Raw genomic sequence first — 24,374 nt, 5'->3', positions numbered from 1 at the left:
TTCCCTTCGGGTGAAAGCCGTACATCAAATGGGATTAGCCCGTCGCCGATCCGCCATCGCTGCGCCGCGACAAAAAAGACCTTGTCAGCCGATGGCAGCGCTCTAACATGCGGGGCTGAATGCGCGGCCGGCTCAACGGTCCGCATGGCACAGGAGTTCTCATATGGCTGTTCCTTATATGCTTCTGACCGGCGCCAGCCGCGGAATAGGGCATGCCACCGTCAAGCTGTTTCAGGAAAAGGGCTGGAGGATTCTCACCGTATCGCGGCAACCCTTTTCCGAGGAATGCCGTTGGCCGTCTGCACGGGAGAGCCATATTCAGGCTGATCTGGAGGACTTGTCCCGCATTGACGCTCTGGCGGACGAGGTGCGTTCACGCCTGCCGGAGGGAAAGCTTGCGGCGCTTGTCAACAATGCCGGAATTTCGCCCAAGGGTGAAGGCGGAAGTCGTCTCGGTGTGAAGGATACGACGGCGGATATCTGGACGCGGGTGCTGAACGTCAATCTCGTTTCGACGGCGCTGCTTGCCCGCGCGCTTTTGCCGGAACTTGAGGAGGCGAAGGGCTCCATCGTCAACGTCACATCGATTGTGGGCTCACGTGTGCATCCTTTTGCGGGCGTGGCCTACGCCACATCGAAGGCGGCGCTCGCGGCGCTGACGCGCGAACTTGCGCATGAGTTCGGCCCGCGTGGCGTGCGCGCCAACGCCATTGCGCCGGGTGAGATCAACACCGCCATCCTCTCCCCCGGAACGGCGGAACTGGTGGACGCGCAGGTGCCGCTCGGGCGGCTCGGCACCACGGCCGAGGTGGCGCAGACCATCTATTTCCTCTGCTCGGAACAGTCGAGCTACATCAACGGCGCGGAAATTCACATCAACGGCGGCCAGCACGTCTGACACGCCGACCATCAACCGAAAATGGAGCCCTTATCGATGACCATCCTGCCGAATTCCGTCGAGGCACGCGATATCGCCTATCAGATGCATCCGAACGTCAATCTGCGCAAATTCGAAAAGACCGGCGGTCTGGTGATCGAGAGCGGCGAAGGCATCTATGTGACCGACAGCAGCGGCAAGCGCTATATCGAGGCGATGGCGGGGCTCTGGTCGGTGGCGCTCGGTTTCGGTGAAAAGCGGCTGGTGGAAGCGGCGACGAAGCAGATGCAGAAGCTGCCCTATTACCACACCTTTTCCTACAAGACGCACGGCCCGTCCGTCGATCTCGCCGAGTTGCTGATCGAGCTTTCGCCGGTGCCGATGTCCAAGGTGCACTTCACCTCCTCCGGCTCCGAAGCCAACGATCTCGTTGCCAAGATGGTCTGGTATCGCTCGAACGCCCTGGGCGAGAAGGACAAGAAGAAGATCATTGGCCGCATCAAGGGTTATCACGGCGTGACCATCGCCTCGGCCTCGATCACCGGCCTGCCGCGCAACCATGAAAGCTTCGATCTGCCGCTGGACCGCATGCTGCACACGGCCTGCCCTTCCTATGTGCATTTCGGCAAGGATGGCGAAAGCGAAGCGGAGTTCACCGCACGTATCCTTGGGGAATTGGAGGATCTGATCCTGCGGGAAGGTCCCGAGACCATCGCCGCCTTCTGGGGCGAGCCGGTGATGGGCGCCGGCGGCGTTCTCCTGCCGCCTGAAGGTTATTGGGAGGGTGTGCAGGCGATACTGAAGAAATACGATATTCTGCTTGTCGTGGACGAGGTGATCTGCGGTTTCGGCCGAACCGGCAAGATGTTCGCCTGCGAGACCTATGACATCAAGCCGGACGTGCTTGTCGTCTCCAAGCAGATTTCGTCGTCCTACATGCCGCTTTCGGCGATCATCATGAATGACAGTTTCTACCAGCCGATTGCCGATGAATCCGATCGTATCGGCTCCTTCGGCCACGGTTACACCGCCTCTGGCCATCCGGTCGCAACGGCTGTGGGGCTGGAAAACCTGAAGATCATTCAGGAGCGCGACCTTGTCGGTAATGTCGCCCGACTGGAAGGAAAGTTCCTCGATCATCTGAACGCGCTTGCCGACCACCCGCTTATTCATTCCTCGCGCGGTATCGGCCTGATCGGCGCGCTGGAGGTAAAGCCATGGGAGGGCATGAAGGCGGGTGATACCACGCTCACGCTGGCTGCGGCCATCGAGAGCGAAGGCGTCATCACCCGGCCGATCGGTGAAGCCATCTGCTTCTGCCCGCCGCTGATCATCACTGCCGAGCAGCTGGACGAGCTGTTTGCCGGTGTGAAGCGCGGTCTCGATAAGGCATTGGCCGCGAAAGGCTGACACTGCACAGTTTGCAATTCCGCAACGGAAAAGCCCGGAGTATCGCAAGATGCTCCGGGCTTTCTGTAGTTGCCTGCCCGGGAAAAACCGGGACAGGCCGGACCTTGGGAGGTCGTATTATTCGGCCGGCTGGACCGATGCCGGAAGCGAATCCACATCGGCGATGCCGGTGAACTCTTCCTTGCCGCTCAGAACGCGGGCAAGCTGGTCCTGATCCAGTTCGCCTTCCCAGCGGGCGACGACGATGGTGGCGACCGCATTGCCGACGAAGTTGGTGAGCGCACGGCATTCCGACATGAAGCGGTCGATGCCGAGGATCAGCGCCATGCCGGCAACTGGAACCGAAGGCACGACGGAGAGCGTGGCTGCGAGCGTGATGAAGCCAGCGCCGGTGATGCCGGCCGCACCCTTGGACGAGAGCATGGCAACGAGCAGCAGGAGGATCTGTTCACCGAAGGAGAGGTGGATACCGGTTGCCTGTGCGATGAAGAGCGCCGCCAGCGTCATGTAGATGTTGGTGCCATCGAGGTTGAACGAATAACCGGTGGGAATGACGAGGCCGACGACGGAACGCTTGCAGCCCGCCTTTTCCATCTTGCTCATCAGGCCCGGCAGGGCGGCTTCCGAAGAAGAGGTGCCGAGAACAAGAAGCAGTTCTTCCTTGATGTAGCGGATGAGCGCGACGATCGAGAAGCCGTTATAGCGGCAGACGGCGCCGAGAACCACGAACACGAACAATGCGGACGTGATGTAGAAGGTGCCGATCAGCATGGCGAGGTTGGTAACGGACGAGATGCCGTATTTGCCGATGGTGAAGGCCATCGCGCCAAAAGCGCCGATGGGGGCGGCCTTCATCAGGATCGCGACCAGCTTGAAGATCGGATACATCAGGGCATGCATGAAATCGGTGACGGGCTTGCCCTTTTCGCCGACGACGCCGAGCGCGATGCCGAAGAGCACCGAGAAGAACAGCACCTGCAGAATATCGCCGCTGGCGAACGCGCCGACGATGGTGGTCGGGATGATGTTCATCAGGAATCCGGTGATGGTCTGCTCATGGGCCTTGTCGGCGTAGGTCGCGACGGCCTTGGCATCCAGCGTGGCGGGATCGATGTTCATGCCGGCGCCCGGCTGCACGGTGTTGGCGACGATGAGGCCAACGATGAGCGCGAGCGTGGAGAAGACCAGGAAGTAGATCATGGCCTTGCCGGCTACGCGGCCAACCTTCTTCATGTCGTTCATGCCGGCGATGCCGGTCGCGACGGTGAGGAAGATGACGGGAGCGATGATCATCTTGACGAGGCGGATGAAGCCGTCGCCGAGCGGTTTCAGCTGTTCGCCGAAAGCCGGATAGAAATGGCCGAGCGCGATACCGGCGATGATGGCCACCAGAACCTGAAAATACAGGTGCTTGTAAAATGGCATTTTGGCGTGGCCTGCGGCCACGGCTGTCGTATCGATCATGTTTTTTCCTCCTCGGCCTCACCCTGCCTTTATTGGCCTCCCGGGATCGCCGTGTCGTTGACGGCTTCGTGCCGATTGTGGAGTCATGTGCAATACGCATGCCAGACTTGCTTATTTGCCGTAACCAGCTGATTTCAAAAGTAGTTTTTATTGAAGCTTCGCCGGCTCAAGGGCATTTGTGCGGAATTCCGGACAAAATCTCTTGCGATCTGTGCGTAAATCCGCACAATTATCCCATGACCTATCAGGATCAGACACCTCATTCCCAGGCGAAACGGCGGGCGCAATGGCTGGCGCTGGCGGGTCTGTGGCTGCTCGTCAGTCTTGGTGTTCTGCTGGTGGCCGATGAGTTCGCCCGCAACCAGGCACTGCGGGCGGCGGGTTCCGAGGCCGCCACGGATGCCGAATTGAAGATCGCGCTTCTTAATGTTGCGCTGGAGCGGCCGCGCGCCATTCCGCTGGTCCTGTCAGGAGATCCCGATCTTGCCGCTGCGCTGGATGGTGGTGGTGCTCCTGCCCTCGATCGGCTGAACCGCAAGCTGGAGGGGCTTATTGAAGGTACGCAATCCTCGGTGATCTATGTGACCGGGCCGACCGGATTGACCATTGCGTCGAGCAATTGGCGGCAGGCGGACAGCTTTGTCGGCTCCAATTATGCTTTTCGCGAATATTTCCAGGCGGCGATGAAGACCGGCATGTCCGAACATTATGCGCTTGGCAATGTCAGCCGCCGGCCGGGTCTTTATATCTCCCGCCGTATCGATTCCGCCGACGGGCGGCCGCTTGGCGTCGTCATCGCCAAGGTCGAGTTCAACCGGCTGGAGACCGACTGGAACATCGGAGGCAAACCGGTCTATGTGGTCGACAGAAACGGCGTCGTGCTGATGACCAGCGTGCCGGAATGGCGCTTCAGGACCGTCGCGCCGATTGATGAGGCGCAGCGGAAAATCATTTCCGAGAGCCTGCAATTTGGCAATGAGGCGCTTTCAACCTTGCCATTTCGGACGGCGCGGCGCTCGAGCGACAGCGTTCCGCTTATTCATGTTGATGAACCGGGGAGCGAGCGCGGCGACTACCTGCAACTCGAAATGCCGGTTCCGACCACTTCATGGACCCTGCATTATCTGCAGCCCGTGGCGCCGGCGCTGAACGCCACAATCCGCGAGGGCAGGGTGGTGGCGTTGGCGACGCTGATGCCGCTGATGGCGCTTTCGGCCCTGTGGCTGTGGCGCCGGCACAAGGCGCTTAAGGAAAAGGAAGAGGAACAGCGTGCCCGCACTGAGCTGGAAATGAAGGTGCAGGAACGCACCCGCGACCTGACCAGAACCCGCGATCACCTGCAGGCCGAAATCGCCCTGCATGAAAAAACCACCGGCGAGTTGCGTAATGTGCAGCACGAGCTGGTTCAGGCCAACCGCCTTTCCATTCTGGGGCAGGTGGCGGCGGGTGTGGCGCACGAGATCAATCAGCCGGTGGCGACGATCCGCGCCTTTGCCGACAATGCCCGCACGCTGCTGAAACGCGACCGCATGTCTGAGGCCACCGAAAATCTCGAAAACATCGCGGCGTTGACCGAGCGTATCGGCACCATTACCGGCGATCTGAAAATATTGGCCCGCAAGGGTCGCACCGCCGCCGAGCCTGTCAGCGTTCGCTTGGTCATCGAAGGCGCGGTCATGCTGTTGCGCAGCCGCTTTTCCGGACAGATGGATGCACTGGATATCGTGTTGCCGGATCAGGACCTGAAAGTGCTCGGCAGCCGTATCCGGCTGGAGCAGATCCTCATCAACCTTCTGCAAAACGCGCTGGAAGCCACCGAGGAGATTGGGGCGGCCCGTGTCGAGGTGCGTGTGCGCGAAGAAGGTGACATGGTCGTGCTTTCCGTCAGCGACAACGGCACGGGCATTCCTGAAGCCATCCGCGCGCAGCTTTTTTCGCCCTTCAACACATCAAAGGAAAGCGGCCTCGGCCTCGGTCTCGTCATCTCCAACGATATTGCTTCTGACTATGGCGGGCGTATCGAGGTGGATAGCAGCGAGGCGGGTACTCGTTTTTCCGTATTTCTGAAGCGAGCATGACATGACGGTGGACGGAACCATATTCCTGGTGGACGACGACTCCCAGCTGCGCAAGGCGATGGTGCAGACGCTGGAACTCGATGGATTGCCGGTTACTTCGTTTTCTCGCGCAGAACAGGCGCTTGAGGCCTTGAACGAGGATTTCGACGGCGTCGTCATCACCGATGTGCGCATGCCGGGCATGACCGGGCTAGAGTTTTTCGACCATGTCCGCAAGATCGATGCCGATCTGCCTGTCATCCTCATCACAGGGCATGGCGATGTGCCGATGGCCGTCGATGCGCTTCACAACGGCGCTTATGATTTTATCGCCAAGCCATTTCCTGCCGGGCGCATGGTGGAAAGTGCCCGCCGGGCTGTGGAAATGCGCCGGCTGGTGCTGGAAAATCGCGCCCTTCGCCGGGCGGGGGGACGGGCGGAAGATGATCTGCCGCGGATGGGTCAGCCGCCCGCCATGGAGCGCCTGCGCACCACGCTTCGGCACATTGCCGATACCGACGTGGATGTGCTGGTGGCTGGCGAGACCGGCAGCGGCAAGGAAGTGGTGGCAACGGCCCTTCACCGCTGGAGCAAGAAACGCTCGAAAGGTAATTTCGTGGCGCTCAATTGTGGGGCGCTGCCGGAAACGGTGATTGAAAGCGAGCTTTTCGGCCATGAACCGGGAGCTTTTACCGGCGCGCAGAAAAAACGCGTCGGCCGCATCGAACATTCGAGCGGCGGCACCCTGTTTCTGGATGAGATAGAAAGCATGCCGCTTGCGGTGCAGGTGAAGATGCTGCGTGTGCTGGAAATGCGCGAGGTCTCGCCACTCGGGTCGAACGAGGAGCGGCCGGTCGATATTCGCGTGGTGGCGGCGGCCAAGGTCGATCTTGGCGATCCGTCCGAACGTGGCACGTTTCGCGAGGACCTCTATTACCGGCTGAATGTGGTGACGCTGTCCATTCCGCCGCTGCGCGAACGCAAGGCGGATATTCCGCTGCTGTTCTCCCATTTCGTCACCAAGGCCGCCAACCGTTTCAACATGCCGGTGCCGCAGATCAGCTCGGGCATTTCCCGCCGCCTCAATGATCATGACTGGCCGGGCAATGTGCGCGAACTCGGGCATTTCGCCGAAAGGGTGGTGCTTGGGTTGGAGGCGGAATCAGCGGGAGCGCCTGCATTGCAATCCGCGCTCCCCGCCTCCGGCACCTTGCCGGAGCGCATGGATGAGATCGAAGCGCGCATCATCCGCGAAACGCTGGAACAATCGAATGGCGACGTGGCGGAAACCATCGCCACGCTCGGCATCGCCCGCAAGACCTTTTACGACAAGCTGCAACGCCACGGCATCAACCGGGCGGATTATGTGAAGAGCGGCGCGGCGTGAGCCGGCGCGGGGCCGGTTGACGCATGATGAAAAGCCGCGGACGTTTCCGTCCGCGGCCTGACAATAACGACCATAATTGTGCCGAAGGTCGGCTTGATCAACCCGCTACGCAGAAATGACGCTGGCCGTCATAATCCGTATAGGTCCCGGTGCGGGAATTGAAGCTCCGGTAACGCTGCGAGCAATAGTCGTACCAGGCGTTGGTCCATGGCTCGATGGTGCGATAGGTGGCGCGCTGGCCGTAAACCGGGCGGCTGTCATAGACAGGTTGCGGGCGGTAGACCGGAGCGGGGCGATAAACAGGCTGCGGCTGGGGCCGATAGTAGCGATAGTCCGGCTCTTCATCGACATAGCTCGGCTCATAGCGGCGGGGCGGGTCGATATAGACACGCTCATCATCCACCGGCGCCGGGCGGGACATTGCGGAGCCGACGGCGACACCAGCGGCAAGACCGAGTACGCCACCCAGAATGGCAGCATCGCGACGGTCGCGGCGGTCCCAGTCGCCAGCGGATGCGCTGCTCAAGGGAACAATGGTAGCGGCGGCGACAGCAATTGTCAGAACTGTTTTAGCTGCAAAGGACGACATGGTGTGTTCTTCCGTACAGGTGGCAGGGTGCTGCCAGTTGCAAATTCGATGGTTAAGGAAATACAGCCCGGCTGCTGAACGGGCGCTGAATGAATTGTGGCGGACCGGCGGCTGCCCGCAATTCCTGTTTGCGTGCGCCGCACTTCGCGCTAGAACTCAAGAACAAACAGGACGCCCCGATGAGCCTTTCCCAGATAACCGTCAATTCCGACACCTCGCATGAAGACCGTGCCCAGGCCATTCGCGATACGCTGCGTGACGCCATTGTCGACCGTCGGCTTGCGCCGGGAACCAAACTGTCGGAATCGGAAGTGGGTACGCTGTTCGATGTCAGCCGCACGGTAGTGCGCGCGGCACTTCAGATGCTGGCCTATGAGGGGCTGGTGAAGGCTGAGCGCAACCGCGGCGCCTTCGTTTCCAATCCCACACCGGATGAAGCGCGGCAGGTGTTCGCCTCGCGCCGGCTGATCGAACCCGGTGTCGTCGATGCCGCCATCGAGAAAATCACGCCGGCGGCAGCCAAGCGGCTGCGGGAGCATCTGGTGCAGGAAAGCCGTCATCAGCATGAGCGCGGCCCGAGCGCCAGACGCGCGGAAATCAAGGCATCGGGCGATTTCCACCTGATGCTGGCCTCGCTTGCCGGCAATGCCATTCTGGAAAAATTCATGGACGAGCTGGTCGCCCGCTCGTCGCTGGTGATCGCGCTTTACGGCCGCTCGGGTGTTTCAAGCTGCGGCCACAATGATCACGCCGATCTCTTGGACGCGCTTGAGGCGAAAGATACGGCGAAGGCCCGCGCGCTGATGTTGCAGCATCTTGACCACATTGAGGCCGACCTTGATCTGCGCATGATGGAAGGCCTGGCACTGAAGGATGCGCTGGCGCTCTGATTGACCGCGCATCCCCGTCTAGAGGGGCGGGGATGCGCGGATTAATCGCGTGTCAGGCGGCGTAACGGCTGATCGCCAGATCGTGGGTGTCGATCTCCGGCTTGTTCCCGCTGATGAGATCGGCAAGCACCCGTGCGGAGCCGCAGGACATTGTCCAGCCGAGCGTACCGTGGCCGGTATTGAGATAAAGATTGCTGTAGCGGGTGGCGCCGATGACAGGCGTACCGTCTGGCGTCATTGGGCGCAGGCCGCACCAGAACTTCGCCTGGGTCTGATCGCCAGCGCCGCCGAACAGGTCTTCCACCGAATGAGCCAGTGTTTCCTGCCGCGCTGCCGGCAAATCCTTGCTAAAGCCGGCGATTTCAGCCATGCCGCCGGCGCGGATGCGTGAGCCAAGCCGGGTGATAGCCACCTTGAAGGTCTCGTCCATGACCGTGGAGACGGGCGCGCGCTCCTCCTTTACGATCGGAACCGTGATGGAATACCCCTTCACCGGATAAACCGGCAGAGTAAGGCCAAGCTGCCGCAGGAATTGCGGAGAATAGCTGCCGAGTGCGGCGACGAAAATGTCAGCCTCCACCAGTCCCCGGGTGGTTTCCACCGCCTTGACACGTCCCGCTTCAACGATGGGGCGCATGATGCCGGTATCGTAGAGGAAGGTAACGCCGGCTTCTTCGGCCATGCGGGCAAGTTCAGTCGTGAACATGAAGCAATCGCCGGTTTCGTCGCCCGGCAGGCGCAGGCCGCCCACGATCTTCTCCTTCGCCGGCGCGAGGCCGGGTTCGATGGCGGCGCAGCCGTCGCGGTCGAGAATCTCGAAAGGCACGCCGCCCGCCGTCAGCACGTCGACATCCTTGCCGATGGCGTCGAACTGCTTCTGGGTACGGAATACTTCGAGCGTGCCCTGCATGCGCTGGTCATATTCGATGCCGGTCTCTTCACGCAGGGCCATCAGGCAATCGCGGCTATATTCGGCGACGCGCACCATGCGGCTCTTGTTGATGGCATAACGTGCCGAGGTGCAGTTGCGCAGCATCTGGCTCATCCAGCGCCAGGCGGCCGGGTCGGCCGTCGGGCGGATGATCAGCGGCGCGTGTTTCATGAACAGCCATTTCATCGCCTTCATCGGAATGCCGGGGGCAGCCCAGGGTGAGGAATAACCGGGGGAAACCTCACCGGCGTTGGCGAAGCTGGTTTCCAGCGCTGCGGCCGGCTGGCGGTCGATCACAGTCACCTTGTGTCCGGCTTTGGCCAGATACCAGGCGGAGGTCACGCCGACGACTCCGGCTCCGAGGATAGTGACGTTCATGATCGTCTCACTTGTGATTGACTGATGTTGAAGCAATGGCCGGGGTTTCACCCGGCTGAATGTAACTGCGGCGATAACGGCGTCCGAGGCCTGTCAGGATCTCATAGGCGATCGTGCCCGCATCGTCGGCGATGTCTTCCAGCGTCTGGTCTGGCCCGATCATCTGCACGAGACTGCCCTGCGTCAATGCGTCTTCGGGCAGGGCGGATATGTCGAGAATAATGCTGTCCATCGAAACGCGGCCCGCAATCGGCAGGCGCACGCCGTTATACCACGCCGCGCCGCGATTGCTGAGCGAACGCGGCAGGCCATCAGCGTAACCGGCCGCGATTGTCGCAAGCTGCGTCGGACCGGGCGCCTCGAAAGATCCGCCGTAACCGACCAGCGAACCGGCTGGAACAGTGCGGGGCTGGATGACGGCGAGGTCAAGACGAACGACCGGCTTCATCGGGTTGGGGCGGGCAAAAGAGGGCGCGCCGCCATAAAGCGCGATGCCGGGGCGCAGGAGATGATTGTGGTAATCATTGCCCAGAAAGATGCCGCCGGAGTTGGAAAAACAGACCGGTACATCAGGGAAAGCAATGGCAGCTTTGCGCATCACCGAAAGCTGCGTGGCATTGGAGGCATGGTCCGGTTCATCGGCGCAGGCGAGGTGGCTCATGACGAAGGCGATGTCGATACCATCAAGCAATTGCGGCTGTGAGGCGAGGACTTCAAGCTCTTCGGGGGAAAGGCCGAGACGGCACATGCCGGTATCGATCTGCACGGCGGCGGCAAGTCTTTTGCCAAGCTTCTTGGCGTGAGCCGACCATTGAGCGATCTGCTCCAGCGAGTTCAGAACGGGAGTAACGGCCATGGCGGCACAGGAGGGCTCATTGACGGGCTGAAGACCATTGAGAACAAAAATCCGCGCTTCTGCCGAAAGTCGGAGCCTGAGCGCTAGCGCTTCATCGATATGGGCGACGAAGAAATTGCGGCAACCCGCCTCGAACAGGACCTGCGAGACGATATCCGCGCCGAGACCATATGCATCGGCCTTGACGACCGCTGCCGTCTGCGATGCTGGCGCCATCGCCGCAAGCGCCAGATAATTGTCGCGCAATGCGCCGAGATCGATGGTCAGATGGCCGCTTGCACCACCGGCTGCCTGCTGGCGGCTGATCTGCATATCCATGTCGCTCACCCTCATTTTTATCTCATGAGGGTATTGCAACGATTATCGAATTTCTTGGCGATTGTTCGAAGGAAATGCGATAGAGTTCGTAATCACGCAATTTTCTTTTGCTAATTGGAATTTTCTATGTCGTCCCTCGATGCGACCGACCGCCATATCATCCGTCTGCTTCGGCTCAATGCCCGCATCAGCAATGCCAAGCTTGCTGCAGAGGTCGGACTTTCGGCATCCGCCTGCCTTCGCCGTGTCGATATTCTCGAGCGGGAAGGGATTATTCGCGGGTACACGGCACTGACCAGCGGTCTTGCCGGCGGCGAGGTGATTTCGGTCATCGTGCAGATCACGCTGGATCGGCAAACGGAGGATTTTCTCAACCGTTTCGAAAACGCAGTGCGGCGATATCCGGAAATCCGCGAATGTTATCTGATGACGGGCGGCTCGGATTATTTTCTGCGCTGCGAGGCGGAAAGTGCGGGGGATTTCGAGCGTATTCACAAGGAAATTCTGTCGAAACTGCCGGGGGTTTCGCGCATTCATTCGAGTTTTGCGATCCGGAATGTGTTGGCGACGCCGAAGGCGCGGTAGCGTGGAGTGTAGGGCTTCCCCCCTGTCCTGTCGGACATCTCCCCCTCAAGGGGGAGATCGGATGGAGCCACCGCTTGTTCCCTCGCAATCATCTACTATCAATAAAGTGGCGTCACTGAATGTCGTGGGCCAGCCACTTGTCGATCTCCCCCCTTGAGGGGGAGATGTCCGGCAGGACAGAGGGGGTAAGCCCCGCACTCTGCACTAACGCCACCACCGATAAAAATGATGCACCGGCCCCCGCCCATGTCCAACGGCAAGCCCCCGCCCGGCATCGAGCGCCCCGCTCAGATACTCCTTCGCAAGCCCCACCGCTTCCCGCAACTCACAACCCCTGGCAAGATAAGCCGTGATCGCCGCCGCCAGCGTGCACCCCGTCCCGTGGTCATTCTTCGTCTCCACCCGTGCCACGGAAAGCGCCTGCATGGCGCCGTCCGCAAACAGATAATCCGTGCTCTGCGGCCCCTCACCATGGCCGCCCTTGATGAGCACCGCTTTCGCACCCGCCTTCAGGATTGCATCGGCCTGACGGGTAATCTCCTTCTCCGTGGTGCCCATCTGCGTGCCGGTCAGCAACGCCGCTTCCGGCAGGTTCGGCGTGACGATGGTGGCGAGCGGCAGAAGCTCGCGCCGCAATGTCTCGATGGCATCTTCATGCAGCAAACGGTCGCCTGACGTCGCCACCATGACGGGATCCAGCACCACCGGCTGTGATTGCTGCCGAAGCCGTTCGGCGATGGCGGCGATGGTTTCGATCCGCGATACCATGCCGATCTTCACCGCATTGACGGCAAGATCGGAGAAAACCGCGTCCATCTGCGCGACGATGGTGGCCACGGAAATATCCTCCACCGCGGTCACGCCTCTGGTGTTCTGGGCGGTTATGGCGGTGATGACGCTGGCCGCATAGGTATCAAGCGCTGAAAAGGTCTTGATATCAGCCTGAATGCCCGCGCCGCCGCCGCTGTCGGAGCCGGCAATGGTCAATGCAATTGATGTCATGGTTGTCTTGCTTTCAGCGTTGCGTCAATTGCGGAGCGGAAGTCCTTGGCTGCACTGGCAATATCGCCCGCGTGGAAAATGGCGGAAATGACCGCGACACCATCCGCACCCGCCTTGATGACGGACGGTACACGCGCAAGATCGATGCCGGCGATGGCGCCCACCGGCATATCAGGTCGCCATTCCCTCAAAAGGGCGCGTAGCGTCGCAAAACCGTCGATGCCAACGGGCTTGTCCGGATTGACCTTGGAAACGGTTTCGAACACGCCGCCAATGCAGGCATAGTCGACGGGCATGGAAGCTGCCCGTTCGGCATCGGCACGGTTCTTGACGGTAAGGCCGATGATCGCCTTTTCACCGAGAATGCGCCTTGCGGTCTTTGCATCCATGTCGTCGGCGCCGAGATGCACCCCGTCCGCGCCAGAAGCGAGCGCCACATCCACACGGTCGTTGATGACAAGCGGCACGCCGGTGCCGGCGATGGCCTCGTGAATGGCGCGGGCGTTTTCGATCATTTCCCGCGTAGAGCCGTGCTTGTCGCGATATTGCAGAATGGTCGCGCCGTTGAGTGCGGCGGCGAGAGCAAGCTCCGGCAGCGGTGCGACATCGCTAAGGCTTGCGTCGACCAGCGCGTTGAGGCGGTAATCAACCTTGTTCATGCCCGATCCTCGCGCGATTGATGATGTCCTCACCGGAAATTTCGGAAAGCGCATCCAGAAGTGCCGGTTCAAATGTGCCGGGGCCTCCGGCGTGTCTGGCGGCGAGTTCGGCGGAAACGCCTGTCACGGCAAGGGCGGGGGCCGCCGCCGTCAGCGCGTCTTTTTCCCCCGCCATGAAGGCGGCGATGACGCCGCCCGAGAGGCAACCCGTGCCAGTCACCTTCGCCATCCACGGATGGCCGTTGACGATCCTGACGCTGCGGGTCGTGTCGCTGAGGTGATCCACAGGCCCGGTCTCGATTCTCACCACATCAGGCACATCGCCGATCAGGCTCATTTCGGCGTGATTGCCGCGCACGATCGTCGGGGAAAGTGCGATGAGTTCGCGCGCGAACTCCAGTCGCGACGGTGAATAATCGCAATGCACGGGGTCGACGATCCACGGCTTGCCGGAGGCATTGGCGATCTCTATCGCAAGCCGGATGACCTTGCGCCGTTCGGCATCCAGTGTGCCGAGATTGACGGTCAGTGCATCCGCCTTGGCCACGAAGCTCTCGATTTCCTCGAGCGAGGTGGTCATGGAAGGAATTCCGCCGACGACGGTGATGCCATCTGCGGTGAATTTCTGCACCACGGTGTTCATCAGGCAATGCACGCGCGGGCGCGTCTGCCGCACGCGCTCCAGAATTTCGGCGGCCTTTGCCGCTGTCGGATAAGTCGTCGTCATGGCTGTTGCAGCTCCACGGCGATGTCGTCCGCCGCCGGCGCCTGCTTGATCAGCTGCATCTCCTGCATGAAGGCGCCGAAACGGGCATAGCGGGTGCGGTCGAATGCGGCCGGGCGCTTGGCGAAACGCGGCAGCGTGTCGAAGAAGGCCTGCTTGTTCAGCGCGTCATCAAGGTTCGGATAGGCCTTGATGAAAAGCTGCCAGGCTTCCTGCGGGTGGTTGGTGATGAAGATCGCGGCCTGTTCCACGGCGGAGAGGAAACGCGGCAGGCGGCTGTCCTTTACGAGATCGCGATGGGGGACGAAGATCAGTTCGTCATAGGCCGGAACGCCATGTTCCTCGGGAAAGAAGGAGCGGCCCTCATGTCCCTCGAGCTTCATCTGCGTCAGCTCGAAATTGCGGAAACCGCCAAGCGTGGCATCCACCTTGCCAGCGATCAGCGACGGCGAGAGCGAAAAATTGACGTTGATGAGTTCGACATCATCCTTCGTCAGCCCGTCCTTTTCCAGCATGCGCTTCAGCATGGCATCTTCGAAGCCGGATACGGAAAAGCCGACCTTTTTGCCCTTCAGATCCTTCAGGCTCTTGATCGGCCCATCGGCGAGAACGGTGACGGTATTGAGGGGCGTTTCGACCAGCGTGCCGAAACGCACGAGTGGCAGGCCGGCGTCGTGGTCGAGATAGAGGTTCGGCTGGTAATGCACGCCGATATCGGCCTGTTTTGCCGAGACGAGACGCGGCACGGCGGAGGGGTCTGCGGGCGGAACCAGTTCCACCTCCAGCCCGGCATCGGCAAACAGGTCGCGTTCTTTTGCAATCACCATCGGCGCGTGATCCGGATTCACGAACCATTCGAGCAAAACGGTGAGCTTGTCGGCCGCCTGGGATTGCATGGGCGCAAGCACGCTTGCAGCCGCGACGACGAGGGAAAGAAGAGTTCGTTTCATGGTGCCGAAAGTCTCCGCAAATATCTGAAAGGAGTGGTGTGTTCTGTTTCTTTGGCCCAGGGGGCGAGATGGGCTGTCGAGAGATCGACGATAAGCCGCAGCAGCACCGCCATGACCGCGAGAATGGCCATGGCGGCGAACATGGTGTCGGTCTGCATGCGGGCATTGGACTGGATCATCACAAATCCGAGCCCTGCGGATGCGCCCACCCATTCGCCGATGACGGCGCCCAGCGGGGCTAGCGGTGCCGCCACTCTCAAGCCCGAGATCAGCGACGGGAGCGCCAGCGGCACACGCAACCGGGTGAGGACCTGCCAGTGGCTCGCCTTTGTCAGCGAAGCGGCGTCGAGGATGGCGCGCTCCGTGCGGTTGAGGCCGTCAGTGAAGGAGGACGCGACCGGAAAGAAGATGATGATCGCCGTCATGACCACTTTCGAGGCCATGCCGAAACCGAACCAGAGGACGAGAATGGGGGCGAGCACGAACACCGGAAAGGCCTGCAACACCAGAACCAGGGGCCAGACGAGGCGGCCGGGGCGCGGGATGGCGGCAAGGGTGAGGGCGACGAGGAGGCCGGCGGTGATTCCCGCCGCAAGTCCGAGCGCCATTTCGCTGAAGGGTACCAGAGCCTGTCCGAACAGGAAGCCGGGCTGGCGCAGGAAAGCGCCGGCACCATCGGCGGGCGACGGCAGGATATAACGGGGTGGCGAAAATAGCCACGTCCCCGCCTGCCAGAAAAACAGCAGAAGACCGACACCGTTCAGCGCATGGGTGGCACGCATGGGCCGGACCTCAGACGCAAACGCACCGTGTGCGAAGGGCGGAACGTTTCAGCATCATCATTCGTCTCCAGATGTGACAATCACGGAGATCAGGGCAAAGCGGAGAAGAGAAAGGGCAGCGCCCCTCGGGCGCGACAGTTCCGTTCCTACGCCGGCATGACCCGGATCAGGTTCAAGGGTCCGGCTCAACGCCATCTCAGCACCGTCCGGTGCTCCCCTCGGAAGAGTTTGTTTTGTAAGTCAAGTTTCATAAATGTCAACGTCCCGCCGCCGATCCGTCGTCAGGCGCGATCGCGGGTACCCGTATCCATCTGCGTATTAGTTATTGAGGAAATTAGATTTATCGAAAATTAGTTATCTCTTGAAACTGCCTTTCAATATTGTACGACTAATTTGGCCCCGGGAAAGATTTTCGGGGGCGAATTTGAAGAACTTCTGGCAGGATAAATCGGGAAATTTCGGCATTCTCAGCGCCTTGTTGATGGTGCCGCTGATTGGCGCCGCCGGGGTGGCCCTTGATGTGACGCACGGCATGGCCGTCAAATCAGACCTGCAGATGGCGGCGGATGCTGCGGCGCTCGCGGTGGTTGCCGATACGTCGGCGAGCGTTCACAAGGCAAAGGAAATGTCGAGTGACGGCGTCATTACGCTTGGCGGCGATGAGGCTTCCGCATTCTTCGAAAGCAATGAGAGGGCCAATCCCGACTACAAGCTCCTGTCTCTCGACGTGTCGGTGATCAAGCGCGGTAACGCCATCGAATCGTCGGTCAGCTTCAAGGCATCCATCGGCACGACGCTTTCACGGGTCCTCGGAGAGGATCTCATCACTGTTTCGGGCAAGGCGACCGCCAAATACGAGACGGAAACATTCAGCGACTTCTATGTGCTTCTGGATAACACCCCCTCGATGGGCGTTGGTGCCACGCCGGCCGATGTCGCCACCATGGTTGCGAATACGAGCGACAAATGCGCTTTCGCCTGTCACATCGTGACAAACGGGGTGGTGGACAAGAACAGCTATTATTACAAGGCCAAAAGCCTCGGAGTGACGACGCGCATCAATGTGGTCGCAAAGGCCACGGCGAGCCTTATGGACACGGCGAAGTCCAACCGCAAAAGCAGCAATCAATATCGCATGGCGGTCTACACTTTCGGAGAGAAAGCCGAAGATACGAAGCTGCTCGAGGTCGTTCCCTTGACGTCGGACCTGGCGACCGCGAAGAAGAAAGCCGGTGAAGTCGACCTGATGTCGATCCCAAAGCAGGGATTTAACAACGACCAGCAGACGGATTTCGACCGGGCACTCACTCAGATCGGCGACAAGATCGGCAATTCTGGCACCGGAGCGAGTTCGGCCAGCCCCGAGAAGATTATCTTCTTCGTTTCAGACGGTGTCGGCGATAGCTACAAGCCATCCAGCTGCACCAAAAAGACGACCAGCGGCCGCTGTCAGGAGCCGATCGATATCAAATATTGCACGAAGCTAAAGGAAAAGGGCTTCCGGATCGCCGTGCTCTACACCACCTATCTGCCGCTGCCGACCAATGACTGGTACAATAGCTGGATCGCGCCCTTTCAGCCGGAAATCGGCGCACGCATGCAGCAATGTGCTTCTCCGGGACTGTTCTTCGAAGTCAGCCCGTCGCAGGGCATCAGCGAGGCGATGACCGCCCTCTTTAAAAAGGCCATCACATCACCCCGCCTGACGGGGTGATGGAGAACGAACCCGCTATCGTTCAGCCGATGGTGCGAAGTTTTTCAAACAGCTGCCGCTGGCTGCTATCGGCACGGTAGAATATCGCCGGCTCGCCGAGCGGCGCTTCGACGGTAATGTCTCGCCCGCCGCGATAATGCGTGTCGCTCCACAGATGCACCCATTCGCCGTCGCCCGGAAGATAGAGCGAACGTTGCGTTTCTCCGGCTTTCCAGACCGGTGCGACAAGCATGTCCGCCCCGTAGAGGTAGCAGTCCTGAATTTCGTAGGTCTGCCGGTCATCCTCATAATGCAGGAAGAGGGGGCGTTGCACCGGCAGGCCCGACTCTGCAGCCTCGGCGGAGAGCGACTTCAGATAGGGGGCGAGCGCGACATAGATGGATGTCATGCGGGCAAAATGGGTAAGAACCGCCTCATCCTGATCGATCTGCAGATTGTCGCGCGGGCGGTTGCCCTCATGGGTGCGCATGACCGGCGTGAAGGCGGCCATCTCCGTCCAGCGCATGATGAGTTCAGCGGTCCTGACATTGCCGAACAGGCTGGTGTACCCTCCGATGTCCGAGTGGTGATAGGCATTGCCCATGAGGCCGGAGGAAAGCGCGCCGCAGATGACGGTGACCAGGCCGTCGTGACGGGAGAAGTCGACAGACTGGTCGCCGCCCCAGATCAGCGGGCAATGGGCTTGCACGCCCGTGAAGCCGGCCCGCATGAAGAACAGCGCTTCGCCGGTCTTGCCACGGCTCTCGACGGCCTTCGCATTGACCTCGGCCCAGAGAGTGGGCCAGGCATTGTGCATCAGCTTGGCGTCGACGCCATTGGAAAGCGTGATATCGATCGGCAGGTATTCGCCGAAATCGGCCATCCAGCCGGAAAGGCCGAAATCCAGCATATTCCTGCCGATGATCTCTTCGGCGAACCAGTCGGCCGCGGCCGGATTGGTGAAATCGACCACACCGCAATCGAACTCGCCGAAATCCACCAGCGCCGTTTTTCCCTCGGCGTCGGTGGCGAAATAACCAGACTTTTCGGCGACCGGGAAAAGCGGGCCGTCGACGCAGAGATAGGGGTTCACGTAACCCAGGAAGCGGATGCCCTGATCGGCAAGCTCGGCGATCTTCTGGCGCAGATGCGGATAGCGCGTATCATTCGCCTGCCAGTCCCAGAACAGGCGGGCACCAAAGGATGTCTGGCGAAGACCCACCCAATCCTCGCACCAGAGGCCGGAAACCTTCGTTCCGGCGGCGCGGATTTTCTCCAGCCGGGCAAAGGAGTTGGCGCCGTCCTTTAACCCGATGATCGCACCGTTATAGACCCATTCCGGCAGTTGCGGCTGACGCCCGAACCGTAGCGAAAGCGCGGAAACGATATCGGTGAAATTGTCGCCGGGGAAAAACTCGATCCTTTCGGGGATGGCCCAGATTTCGATTTCGTGGAAATCGTCATCGCGGAAATCGAAGACCGAATAGGCGCTCGTTTCCACATGCAGCGCATATTTGCGCGACGAGAGCCAGGTCGGCTGCGGATAGTTGGTGTTGTAATAATCACCGCCCGCCTTGCCGCTGACGTCAGACTTGAAGGTGATTTCGGTTGTCTTGTCGCGGCCGACCCCCGGCTCGGAGGTCCAGAGCGGGAAACGACGGCCGCGCATGTCGAAATAGGACATCTGCTCGCCGCCGCCCCAGACATGCTCGTCCGCTTCCGCAACGATGCGCAGCCAGAGGCGGTTGACGGTTTCATCTAGAGCCGTCAGCCTGATAGCGTTGCCGTCGAGCGTCAGGCGAAGGCGCGGTGCCTGTCCCGGTGAGGATGAGAGCGTGACGCTGTCGCCGTTGACCTCCGCATGGCGCAGGGCGGTTCGCTCGATGACATAGTCTTCGATATCGAAATTGCCGCGATACATATCCATCCGCTCCTTGCCGAAACCGGCGAAGAAGGCCGGATTATCAGACGAATGGGAAAGGATGGTGCGGTTGCCGATCGCGAGTGTGAAGCCGTCTTTGGTCGTTTCGAAATGCATGACTTAACCTTTTAGCCCTTGAGACCACCGGCGGTGAGGCCCGAGACAACCCGTTCCTGGAAGATAACGATCAGGATCGCGACCGGCACGATGCCGACCACCAGCGCCGCCGAAATGACCGGCCAGGGGAAGGCGAACTCGCCCTGATACAGCTGGATGCCGACGGGAAGCGTGCGGAGCGCTGGGTTCGAGTTGAACGAGAGTGCCAGCAGGAACTCATCCCAGGCATTGACGAAGGCGAGGATGCCGGCGGTGAAAACGCCCGGCGCGCAGAGCGGCACGACGACCTTGAAGAGTGCGCCGATGCGGGTGCAGCCGTCGATCATGGCGGCGTTTTCGAGATCGCGCGGAATGCTTTCGAAGAAAGAGACGAGCATCAGCGTGCAGACCGGAAGAGAAAGGACCGTGTAAGGCAGAATCAGTGCCGTCCAGCTGTTGAGCAGGTTCAGCGCGCGCATGATTTCGAACAGCGGCACCAAGAGCGTCACCAGCGGGAAGGTGGAAACGGCGATGATGAGTGAGAGGATCAGCGCCCGGTATTTGAGGTTCAGCCGCGCCAGCGCATAAGCCGCCAGCACCGAAATCAGAATGGTGAGCGCCGTGGAGAGCAGGGCCACCATGAAGCTGTTGAACAGGAAGAGGTGCAGCGGCTGGTCTGAGAAGGCCTGCATGTAGTTCGCAAGCGTCGGGCTATGCGGAAACCACGTGATCGGCTTGACCGTCAGTTCCGCTTCGGTCTTCAGCGAGGTGAAGAGGATCCAGATTGCCGGGAAGAGGCCGTTGACCAGCAGGATGGAGGCCGCGATGAAGCGCAGCGGCTTGCCGGAAAAGACGGAGGACAGACCGGAATTTGCAACGGTGCTCATGGGATCAGTCCTTCGTCCTGATGATGCGGAGATAAACGGCGGTAACGCACATGGAGAGCGCAAACATCATGACCGCCAGCGCTGAACCGTAACCGAGATCAAGGAAGGAAACGGTGTTCTGGTGGATATACATGGCAAGCGTTGTGGTGGACGTGCCGGGGCCGCCGCCAGTCATCATGTAAGGAATATCAAAGGTCTGCAGCGCTGTGATCGTACGGAAGATGAGGGCGACGACGATCGAGGGCTTGAGAAGCGGCAGGGTGATTTCGAAGAACTGGCGGACCTTGCCGGCGCCATCCACATCAGCCGCTTCATAGAGCGAGCGTGGAATGGTCTGAAGGCCGGCGAGGATCATCAGCGCCATGAACGACGAAGTTTTCCAGATGATCGTCAGGCAGATGGCCGCAAAGGCCCAGTTCGGCGAGTTGAACCAGATGATGCCTTCAAAGCCGAGCCGGTTCAGAACGTCGTTGACCACGCCATATTCGTAATGGAAGAACCATGCGAAGATGAGGCCGGCAAAAGAGAGCGGCAGCGCCCAGGGAATGAGCAGCGACAGGCGCATCGGCCACTGCATGGAGAAGGGGAGGTTGGCGAGCAGCGCCAGCACTAGGCCCATGAACAGCGCGCCAGGCACGGTGATCAGCGTTATCAGAACCGTATTCCAGGTCGTTTCCCAGAAGATTGGATCGTCAAACATCGCCGTGTAGTTTTCAAAGCCGATGAATTCCGCCGGCAGGCCTGATGTCAGCGACAGGCTGAAAAACGAGGTGTAGACGAGCCGCGCCACCGGATAAACGATGATAAGCGAAAGCAGGATCGCCGCCGGCGCCAGCAGAAGCACGGCCAGCGACCGGTCGCCGAGATCGAGCCACCGCGTCCAGCGCGGCTGCGGTTTCTCGTCCACCCGAACCATGGTTCTATCAGGCATTGTCACGTCTGCCACTCCCGCAACTGGATTCACGTCATCGTCTCCCGATCGGACCGGTTTATATCCGGCCCGTTTATCGCGCCGTTCAGGCGGCTTTATTCCTGTCAGTCGAAACGGCCGGAAAGGGTATGGTTTGCATGCCGCCTTCCGGCCCAAAGCTTAGCGCAGAACGCGCCGCAGACGGCTTTCCATCTGCTTTGCTCCGTCTTCCGGCGTCATCACGCCGGCAAGCACGCCATTGACCGTGGTGCGGATCGTCTCGCTGACCTCGTTGTAACGGGGCGTGACGGGGCGGGCCTTCGCGGTCTCAACGACGGGCAGGGCATCCGCGAACCAGGGGATCGTCTTGGTCACGTCCGCATCCTTGTAGAGTGCGGCATAGGTGGGCAGAAGGGCGGCGTTGATGGCCATGAACTTCGACACATCCTGACCCGAGAGATACTCCACCAGCTTCTTGGCTTCGTCCTGCTGCTTGGAATAGGCGGAAACGCCGAATTCCCAGCCGCCGAGGCAGGTCGTCTGCTCGCCGCCTTTGACGGCGGGCAGGCGGGCGACGCCGACCTTGTCGTTCACCTGCGATTCCTTGCCCTGGAAATGGGTCCAGGCGTAGGACCAGTTGACGGCGAAGAGAACCTTGCCGGCCTGGAATTCCTTGCGGGTATCGTCGGTTGCCACTTCCGAAATGTTCTTCTTGGAAATGCCTTCGTCGACGAAGCTCTTCCACAGCTTCAGCGAATCCACGGCGGCCTTGTTGTCGAAATTCAGCTTGCCGTTTTCAACCAGGGACTTGCCCTCGCTCCAGTAGGGCAGGAGGAAGGTGCAAACCGCGCCTTCGATCGCCTTACCCTGGAAGGACAGGCCCTGAAGTTCGGGGTTGTTTTCGCCTTCCATCACCTTCTTGGAAGCTTCCTTCAGCTCGTCCCAGGTGGTCGGCGACTTGATGCCGTATTTGTCGAGCAGGTCTTTGCGGTAATAAAGGAACATGGAATCGGCGAAGGCGGGCAGCGCCACGATCTTGCCATCCACCGTGTTGGCTTCCGCATAGGTCGGCAGGTAGGCGGACAGGTCCTTGCCGGCAAAATCGCTGGTCCAGCCGGCCGTGGCGAACTGTGCCGGGCGGATGACGTCGAGCATCAGCACGTCGAGGCTGGAATCCTTGGCCGACATGACGGTGTTGAGATATTGCGCCTGCATTTCCGAGGTGTTGCCGCCGGTCTCGATGACCACCTTCACACCCGGCGTCTTGGCCTCATATTGATCAAGCGCCTTGCGCCACACATCCGGCTGATGCTGGCTGGAAACGAAGATTTTCAGTTCGGCATCGGCAAAGGCCTGTCCCGAAAAGGCGAGCATGGTCGCGCAGAGCGCTGCACCCATAAGGGCTTTGCCCCGGATAGCTTTGAATGTCATGTGTTCCTCCCGTTATTAAACCCTTGGCCGCAGCGTTTTTCGCCGGGCGATCAGTGGATAGAGCGTTCCGTTGCCGCGTCGAAAAGATGGACCTTGGATGGATCGACGCCGATCCGCAGTTCCTCGTTCGGCGTCGGCCGAAGGTGCGGCGGCATGCGTGCGGTCAGCGCCGCATCGCCAAGGCTGAAATGGACGAGCGTGTCCGAGCCCAGCGGTTCCACAACCTGCACCTTGACCGCAAGCTGCGTGTCGAAGCCCTCGACGGGGCCGAAATGTTCCGGGCGAATACCGACGATGACTTCACGCCCGTCGAGGCCCGTTTCGCGCGATGGCCGGATCGCGGCCATCGGCAGGGAATTGCCATCGGAAAATGCCAGCCGGTCGCCGCTCACCTTTGCACGGGCGAAATTCATCGCCGGGGCGCCAACGAAACCTCCCACGAAGACGCTTTCCGGCCGGTTATAGACCTCGTCAGGTGTGCCGACCTGCTCGATATCGCCGCCGCGAAGGATGACGATGCGGTCCGCCAGCGTCATGGCCTCCACCTGGTCGTGGGTGACGTAAATGATGGTGGTGCCGAGCTGCTGGTGCAGACGCTTGATTTCCGTGCGCACCTGTCCGCGCAGCTTGGCATCCAGATTGGAAAGCGGCTCGTCGAACAGGAAGACCTGCGGACGGCGCACGATGGCGCGGCCCATGGCCACACGCTGGCGCTGGCCGCCCGAGAGCTGGCCGGGTCGCCGGTCGAGAAGGTGCTCGATGCCGAGCATCCTCGCCGCCTCGTCAATGCTGGCATTGGCCTGCGATGCGCTGACACCGCGCACCTTCAGGCTGAAACCCATGTTTTCGCGCACCGTCTTGTGCGGATAAAGCGCATAGTCCTGAAACACCATGGCGATGTCGCGCTCACGCGGCGGGAGCCGGTTGACGACACGGTCGCCGATCCTCACCTCGCCGTCGGTAATGCTTTCCAGCCCCGCGACCATGCGCAGCGTCGTGGATTTGCCGCAGCCGGAAGGGCCGACGAACACGACGAATTCGCCATCGTTGATTTCAAGGTCGATGCCCTTGACGATGCGAAGCGCACCGTAACTCTTGTCCAGCTTGCGCAGGCTGACCGAAGCCATATTTTCCTCCTCACGACCGGCGCCTCCAGAATTTGAATGGACGCAATAGCCGGTATCAACCTTCAAATTCCACGCATCGCATCTTCGAAAATCGATCCCGATTGTCTGGCGATATCGTGGGATGGCGAAACGCCTGTCTCCCTGAGGTCGTGATATTACCTTTCATGAAAAGGAAATCAATAGTGTATCAATTTTATTTCTAACAAAAATCAAGAACTACTAAGTCATTGATTAAAAGAAATATAACTGCAAAATGAGCCGCACGACAGGCTGTGGCTTGCTTGCCTCCCGTCAAATTCTTTGATCCATGTGGATCACCCGAAATTTGCGCAAGATCAGTACGCGGCCTGAGCCTCGCGTCATGGCGACATAGAGGTTTGCGCATTCAAACACCGGCATTGAGGATTACGGAGATGTCGGCTTCGAGCCCCTCGAGTAGTAGCGTGCTGT

Annotated in this window: 21 protein-coding genes and 1 riboswitch; of the genes, 7 read left to right on the top strand and 14 right to left on the bottom strand. The window is 60.3% G+C overall.

The features are described from left to right. Positions 1-163 precede the first annotated feature (163 nt). Positions 164-898, top strand: coding sequence for an SDR family NAD(P)-dependent oxidoreductase (locus ASB65_RS16880; RefSeq protein ID WP_003506382.1), 735 nt, complete (start codon positions 164-166; stop codon positions 896-898). 36 nt (positions 899-934) lie between these two features. After that, on the top strand, positions 935-2,287 hold the full coding sequence (locus tag ASB65_RS16875; RefSeq protein WP_060724765.1) for an aspartate aminotransferase family protein: 1,353 nt from the start codon (positions 935-937) through the stop codon (positions 2,285-2,287). 117 nt (positions 2,288-2,404) lie between these two features. Here the strand turns inward: ASB65_RS16875 and ASB65_RS16870 are convergent, their stop codons facing one another. Continuing rightward, positions 2,405-3,751, bottom strand: a complete 1,347-nt coding sequence (locus ASB65_RS16870; RefSeq protein WP_060724764.1) for a dicarboxylate/amino acid:cation symporter — start codon at positions 3,749-3,751, stop codon at positions 2,405-2,407. Between the two features lie 236 nt (positions 3,752-3,987). Here ASB65_RS16870 and ASB65_RS16865 point away from each other — a divergent pair, with 236 nt between their 5' ends. Continuing rightward, positions 3,988-5,829 carry a sensor histidine kinase gene (locus tag ASB65_RS16865; RefSeq protein WP_060724763.1) on the top strand — a complete coding sequence of 614 codons (1,842 nt, stop codon included), beginning with the start codon at positions 3,988-3,990 and terminating at the stop codon, positions 5,827-5,829. A 1-nt stretch (position 5,830) separates the two neighbouring features. After that, complete coding sequence (locus ASB65_RS16860) at positions 5,831-7,195, top strand: sigma-54-dependent transcriptional regulator (RefSeq protein WP_060724762.1); 1,365 nt, start codon at positions 5,831-5,833, stop codon at positions 7,193-7,195. A gap of 97 nt (positions 7,196-7,292) precedes the next feature. On the opposite strand, the gene ASB65_RS16855 is transcribed toward ASB65_RS16860, so the two are convergent. Continuing rightward, on the bottom strand, positions 7,293-7,784 hold the full coding sequence (locus ASB65_RS16855; RefSeq protein WP_003506390.1) for a BA14K family protein: 492 nt from the start codon (positions 7,782-7,784) through the stop codon (positions 7,293-7,295). 179 nt (positions 7,785-7,963) lie between these two features. Between ASB65_RS16855 and ASB65_RS16850 the strand changes: the two genes are divergently transcribed. Continuing rightward, positions 7,964-8,674 (top strand): GntR family transcriptional regulator, encoded by a 711-nt coding sequence (locus ASB65_RS16850; RefSeq protein ID WP_060724977.1) that lies wholly within the window; start codon positions 7,964-7,966, stop codon positions 8,672-8,674. A gap of 52 nt (positions 8,675-8,726) precedes the next feature. Here the strand turns inward: ASB65_RS16850 and ASB65_RS16845 are convergent, their stop codons facing one another. Next, positions 8,727-9,983 (bottom strand): D-amino acid dehydrogenase, encoded by a 1,257-nt coding sequence (locus tag ASB65_RS16845; RefSeq protein WP_003506393.1) that lies wholly within the window; start codon positions 9,981-9,983, stop codon positions 8,727-8,729. A gap of 7 nt (positions 9,984-9,990) precedes the next feature. Continuing rightward, complete coding sequence (gene alr, locus ASB65_RS16840) at positions 9,991-11,157, bottom strand: alanine racemase (RefSeq protein ID WP_060724976.1); 1,167 nt, start codon at positions 11,155-11,157, stop codon at positions 9,991-9,993. Positions 11,158-11,283: 126 nt separating this feature from the next. On the opposite strand from alr, the gene ASB65_RS16835 reads away from it, so the two are divergent. Then, entirely contained in the window at positions 11,284-11,742 is a 459-nt protein-coding gene (locus ASB65_RS16835; RefSeq protein WP_003500727.1) for an Lrp/AsnC family transcriptional regulator, read from the top strand. Positions 11,743-11,946: 204 nt separating this feature from the next. On the opposite strand, the gene thiD is transcribed toward ASB65_RS16835, so the two are convergent. The 5 genes from thiD to ASB65_RS16810 are packed head-to-tail and all read right to left on the bottom strand — an operon-like array spanning position 11,947 to position 15,859. After that, on the bottom strand, positions 11,947-12,744 hold the full coding sequence (gene thiD, locus ASB65_RS16830) for a bifunctional hydroxymethylpyrimidine kinase/phosphomethylpyrimidine kinase (protein ID WP_060724761.1): 798 nt from the start codon (positions 12,742-12,744) through the stop codon (positions 11,947-11,949). Then, a complete protein-coding gene (gene thiE, locus ASB65_RS16825) occupies positions 12,741-13,403 on the bottom strand; it encodes a thiamine phosphate synthase (RefSeq protein WP_060724760.1) in 663 nt (220 codons plus the stop codon). The genes thiD and thiE overlap by 4 nt, the downstream gene beginning before the upstream one ends. After that, complete coding sequence (locus ASB65_RS16820) at positions 13,390-14,130, bottom strand: hydroxyethylthiazole kinase (protein WP_060724759.1); 741 nt, start codon at positions 14,128-14,130, stop codon at positions 13,390-13,392. The genes thiE and ASB65_RS16820 overlap by 14 nt, the downstream gene beginning before the upstream one ends. Then, the gene (locus ASB65_RS16815; RefSeq protein WP_060724758.1) at positions 14,127-15,077 is read right to left on the bottom strand and encodes an ABC transporter substrate-binding protein; all 951 of its coding nucleotides are present in this window, start codon (positions 15,075-15,077) and stop codon (positions 14,127-14,129) included. The genes ASB65_RS16820 and ASB65_RS16815 overlap by 4 nt, the downstream gene beginning before the upstream one ends. Then, entirely contained in the window at positions 15,074-15,859 is a 786-nt protein-coding gene (locus ASB65_RS16810; RefSeq protein WP_060724757.1) for an ABC transporter permease, read from the bottom strand. The genes ASB65_RS16815 and ASB65_RS16810 overlap by 4 nt, the downstream gene beginning before the upstream one ends. 126 nt (positions 15,860-15,985) lie before the next feature. Next, a riboswitch (TPP riboswitch) is annotated at positions 15,986-16,088 on the bottom strand. 195 nt (positions 16,089-16,283) lie between these two features. Here ASB65_RS16810 and ASB65_RS16805 point away from each other — a divergent pair. Then, positions 16,284-17,573 (top strand): pilus assembly protein TadG-related protein, encoded by a 1,290-nt coding sequence (locus ASB65_RS16805; RefSeq protein ID WP_060724756.1) that lies wholly within the window; start codon positions 16,284-16,286, stop codon positions 17,571-17,573. Between the two features lie 22 nt (positions 17,574-17,595). On the opposite strand, the gene ASB65_RS16800 is transcribed toward ASB65_RS16805, so the two are convergent. From ASB65_RS16800 to ASB65_RS16780, 5 genes are all read right to left on the bottom strand, one after another. Next, positions 17,596-19,590, bottom strand: coding sequence for an alpha-glucosidase (locus ASB65_RS16800; RefSeq protein ID WP_060724755.1), 1,995 nt, complete (start codon positions 19,588-19,590; stop codon positions 17,596-17,598). Positions 19,591-19,601: 11 nt separating this feature from the next. Further along, positions 19,602-20,456, bottom strand: coding sequence for a carbohydrate ABC transporter permease (locus tag ASB65_RS16795; RefSeq protein WP_003506423.1), 855 nt, complete (start codon positions 20,454-20,456; stop codon positions 19,602-19,604). A gap of 4 nt (positions 20,457-20,460) precedes the next feature. Continuing rightward, positions 20,461-21,372: a carbohydrate ABC transporter permease gene (locus ASB65_RS16790; RefSeq protein WP_060724754.1), complete on the bottom strand. Its 912-nt coding sequence runs from the start codon at positions 21,370-21,372 to the stop codon at positions 20,461-20,463. A 174-nt stretch (positions 21,373-21,546) separates the two neighbouring features. After that, positions 21,547-22,797 carry an ABC transporter substrate-binding protein gene (locus ASB65_RS16785; RefSeq protein ID WP_060724753.1) on the bottom strand — a complete coding sequence of 417 codons (1,251 nt, stop codon included), beginning with the start codon at positions 22,795-22,797 and terminating at the stop codon, positions 21,547-21,549. A gap of 50 nt (positions 22,798-22,847) precedes the next feature. Further along, positions 22,848-23,924 (bottom strand): ABC transporter ATP-binding protein, encoded by a 1,077-nt coding sequence (locus tag ASB65_RS16780; RefSeq protein ID WP_060724752.1) that lies wholly within the window; start codon positions 23,922-23,924, stop codon positions 22,848-22,850. Positions 23,925-24,374 lie beyond the last annotated feature (450 nt).

The sequence above is a fragment of the Agrobacterium tumefaciens str. B6 genome, assembly GCF_001541315.1.
GTDB lineage: Bacteria > Pseudomonadota > Alphaproteobacteria > Rhizobiales > Rhizobiaceae > Agrobacterium > Agrobacterium radiobacter.
The sequence above is the reverse complement of the archived record's forward strand: the minus strand, read 5'-3'. Positions and strand labels throughout refer to the sequence as shown.